We start from the raw sequence: 4,246 nt of genomic DNA, 5'->3' as shown, positions 1-4,246 counted from the left end.
GTCACCGGCACTGTCGTGCTCGGGCTGCAGGCTGACCTCGGTGGTGGTGATGTCTTTGTGGTCGACGCCCGAGCCAGTCAGCGCATTGATGACCGCCTGCTGGCGGTCGTTGGTCTGGTTCATCGCCGCGGTCACGTCCGGTGCCCTGAACTCGATACCGACTTCGGCAGTAAGGGTGTCCGGGACGCCCTGCACGTGGCCCGAGCCGACAACCGTCACCTCACGAGGGTTGTCCCCGACCCGTCCCGCGTGGCTGTCACAGCCGGACAAGACGCCGACCGTAAGACCCAGCGTGAGCATGATGCGAAGTGGCAGTCTGGCGCGGTCGGGGACGGGCATGATTTGCACCCTAGCTGTTCTCAGAAGGGTGGGTCGTCAGGCAGCGGTTCCAGTTCTGGATTTTCTGGTGTCCAGTCCGGCGGCAGCTCTTCGGGTTCGGGCGCATCGTTCACCCAGGTACAAAATGGGCTTGTGCTGGACTTGCCCTTGAACAGAAACAGCGTGTAGCGCATATGATTTCGAAACTTGCGGTCCGCGATTTCCTCTTTGCGCGCTTCCTCGAGCCTTCGGCGGGCATCGTTGATCGGACGCTGCTCGCGATTATGCTTGCGCGCCTGCGCGATTCGAGAGCTTCGTTGTTTAGCCCTGCTACGCCTGTTCAATGTGGGCGTCCCGCATGCCGAACCGCGCGGCTGCGGGAATAAGTCGACTCCGGCGGGAGCAGTGCGATACGTCTGGCCGGTGGGTGATGTCCACACTATTGTGCCATCGGCCAGCTGCTTGTCATGCCAGCCAGCAAACGTTTTCAGTCGATGATGTTGGCGGCAAAGACATTTCAGGTTGCTCGCCACCGTCAGCCCGCCGGCCGCCGGGTTCTCGTGGTTGAACGGAATGGTGTGATCGATGTCGCAATGGGTCGCCGGGCGGCTGCAGCCTGGAAATCGGCATGTCAAATCCCGGCAGCGGATGAAGCGCTCGAGCGCGGCCGAGGGCTGATAATGCAGCGCGGCTGCGGCGCTGGTTTGCGGATCGGCCAGCCGCAGCCATGCCGCGTCGGCCAGCTCGCGGACCTGCTCGGCATCGATGACCCCGTAGCCGTCCAGATAACCGGGCAAATCGCTTTGCCCTTTGATGGTCTGCTCGCTGGCTACCACGTTGACGATCACCTGCGCCCCGGCCGGATCGTGATCAGACTCAGCGACGTCAACTCTGTTGGCGCACTGTGGTTGTCCGCAGGCGCACGCCAAACGGCGGCCCTCGGTCAGCGCGGCCAGGGCGTCGGCGCGGCGCTGATCCAACGTGCGCGGATCAGCCGGGCATACCTGCTTGGCCAGCTGCGAGAGCCGTCGGTCGAACGCCGTCGCTGCCGCGGCCGCGACAGTCCCGTACACCTCGGCCATCCCGTTGTCCTGAGCGGTAATCCCGATGTAGCGGTCCTCTTCCGCAGCGATGCGGCGCTCACGGGCAGCATCGGGATCCGCTACCCGCACCGCAGCATCGACCGCGTTGACGATGCGCTGCTTTGACCAGCCGTGCCAATTGGCGATGCGCGCGGCCAACGAGTCGTCCAGCTTGGCCATCAGCCCGTCGTCGCTCACCAGATCCGTGCGGCTGATGATCAGCCGCACGGTGCGCCAATCGGTTCGGCCCTCGGCCAGTAGCGCCGCCACCTTGGGCAGGCGAACATCCAGCGCCTCAGCGTGGGAGACTAGGTAGCTCGCCGCCATCGGGGACAAATTCATCGCCGCGGCCACCTCGGCGGTGGTCTGTTCGAACCCGTCGATCACCGCATATCCGTGCTCACGCTCGGCCTGCTTGGCGGCTGCGACACGATGGTGCAGCAGCGCCGCCACGGCCCCGAGCCGACGCGCCACCAGCATCGACTCCAGCCGATACGACGACTCGACCGCGGCTACCAGGGCGGTCGGCTGCAGCTCGGCCATCGCGGCCGGGTCGCCAACTCCCGCAGTAGCCAGCGGATCGAGACTCATATCGAACATACGTTCGAGTGTAGAGCGGCTGGGTGACAAATTTTTGCAGGGCCGCAGGCTGGCGTTATCTGCGTTCACGGAACCGGCGTTCCCTATGTCGTGTGGGGCAAGATCCGCGACAAATGGGACGAGCTGGGCGGGATGAATGGCAAGCTCGGTTATCCGACCAGCGACGAGAATGACACCCAACGGTGTGGGCCACGGTAACTCTCCTCGCACCCGCTGACCTCTGTATCCCTGACCTTGCCGTAACGGCAAGGTTTTAGCGTAGCCGCGTCCAAGGCCGAGGGCAGCGAATTACGTGACATCCTCGGTGACCGGCACCGTGGTTGTGCTGCCGTCGTTCCCTTCGCCATTCAGTGCGCTGTGACGCCGGCCCCACACCAGGTAAAAGATCAGCGCCAGTATCACCCAGCCGCTGAAGGCAACCCAGGTGTACCAATGCAGGCTTAACAGAATGTAGGCGCATGCCGCGATCGACAAGAGCGGCGTCACCGGATAGCCCGGCACCTTGAAGCCGCGTGGTAAATCCGGTTGTTGAATGCGCAGGATGATCACTCCTGCTGACACCACGATGAATGCGGTCAGGGTGCCGATGGACACTGTTTCGGCCAGCCGGTCCAGCGGGACCAGCGCGGCCAGAACTGCCACCACGACGGCAACGATCACAGTGTTTCCGACCGGTGTCATCGTGCGGGGGTTGACCTTCGCGAATGCCGTCGGCAGCAGGCCGTCACGGCCCATCGTGAACAGGATGCGGGTCTGGCCGTACAGCGTCACCAGAGTGACCGAGAAGATGGATATCACTGCGCCGGCGCATACCAGGGTGCTGCCCGCGGTGTTTCCGGTGATGTGATCCAAGATCACGGCCAGCACTGCCTCTTCGCCTTTGAAGTCCTGCCACGGCTGGCTACCGATCGCGGCGACTGCGACGAGCACATGGATACCCGTGACGATCAGCAGGGCGTAAATGATTGCCCGCGGCATCGTGTGTTGCGGATCTCTGACTTCGTCGCCGGCGGTCGATACCGCGTCGAGGCCGATGTAGGCGAAGAAGATGGTGCCGGCAGCCAAACTGATGCCCGAGACGCCGAACGGTGCCAGGTCTTTGAAGCGATCAGCTTTGAACGCGGTGAAGGCGATGGCAGCGAAAATCACCAGCACGGTGAGCTTGATCACCACCATCACCGCGTTGGCCTTGGCGGATTGACTTGCACCGCGAATCAGCAGGACGGCACACATTGCCACCAAGACGATGGCCGGCAGATTGATGAAACCGTGCTCGGCATCCCACGGCCCCACCGAAATAGCTTGGGGCAAATGAAATCCGAAGACATTGTCAAGCAACTTGTTCAGATACTGGCTCCACCCGACGGCCACCGCGGCCCCGGACACGCCGTACTCGAGGAGCAGGCATGCTGCGACGCCTATTGCCGCGAGCTCGCCGAGGGTGGCGTAGCAGTACGAGTAGGCCGATCCTGAAACCGGTACGGCCGAGGCCATCTCGGCATAGCAGATCGCGGCCAGTCCCGCCGCGGCGCCGGCGATAATGAATGAGATAACCACCGCCGGGCCGGCTTGCGGCACCGACTGCGTGAGCACGATGAAGATGCCCGCACCGACGGTTTCGCCCACGCCGAACATCGTCAGCAGGAAGGTTCCCATGCTGCGCTGCAAATGATCCGAGGGCCCGACGGCGACCGGTGCGCCGCTGACCGGGCGGCGTCGCAACATCTGCCGTGGCAGGCTCGGCGCCGACGTTGGCATCGCGCCTCCTTGGGAGCATCTGTGGTCGCCACGCTCGACTGCGCTGGCGACAGCTGCTCCTAGTCTCGCTCGCTCGTGGTGAGTTAGCCGGCTTTCGTCAAGATATACCAGCAGCTGGCTTCACCGACCGCTAAAGCGTGGCTCTCATCTTGTCGCACCGTTCAGGCCGGACGTTCCTCAAACTCGCGGTCTCAGCGGCCGGTCTCGAATTCGGCTGCGGTACAACAGGAGCGCAGGATGATGCCTCGAATTCTCGTATGGGACAGCGGAATTAGCTACGGACTATCGCGGCGAAATCGCCGAGCCCACTGACATGACCGTCGGCGCGCCGAGCAAAGCTTACCGTGTAGAATGGCAATCATCAAAATACTCATACGAACCTCTAATCATATTGAACGCCAATAACTTTCATGCCAAACGCATATTTCGCAGCTTACTCCCTCAGCTAAGTGAATAGTTGCCGACTCGGCGATGAACAAGGTTGGCGG

Annotated in this window: 3 protein-coding genes and 1 pseudogene; 1 reads left to right on the top strand and 3 read right to left on the bottom strand. The window is 62.8% G+C overall.

Annotated elements, in window-relative coordinates; genetic code table 11:
• The coding region (locus WBF82_RS01725) for an SIMPL domain-containing protein (RefSeq protein WP_424381379.1) at positions 1-339 on the bottom strand (339 nt) is incomplete at its 3' end.
• Positions 340-359: 20 nt separating this feature from the next.
• Positions 360-1,943 (bottom strand): HNH endonuclease signature motif containing protein, encoded by a 1,584-nt coding sequence (locus WBF82_RS01720; protein ID WP_424381380.1) that lies wholly within the window; start codon positions 1,941-1,943, stop codon positions 360-362.
• A gap of 108 nt (positions 1,944-2,051) precedes the next feature.
• Here WBF82_RS01720 and WBF82_RS01715 point away from each other — a divergent pair.
• A pseudogene (locus WBF82_RS01715) lies at positions 2,052-2,177 on the top strand (LGFP repeat-containing protein); the annotation flags it as partial.
• A gap of 111 nt (positions 2,178-2,288) precedes the next feature.
• Here WBF82_RS01715 and WBF82_RS01710 read toward each other — a convergent pair.
• Positions 2,289-3,758 (bottom strand): APC family permease, encoded by a 1,470-nt coding sequence (locus tag WBF82_RS01710; protein WP_424381378.1) that lies wholly within the window; start codon positions 3,756-3,758, stop codon positions 2,289-2,291.
• Positions 3,759-4,246: the final 488 nt, after the last annotated feature.

It is taken from the genome of Mycobacterium sp. (genome assembly GCF_049673265.1).
GTDB lineage: Bacteria > Actinomycetota > Actinomycetes > Mycobacteriales > Mycobacteriaceae > Mycobacterium.
The sequence above is the reverse complement of the archived record's forward strand: the minus strand, read 5'-3'. Positions and strand labels throughout refer to the sequence as shown.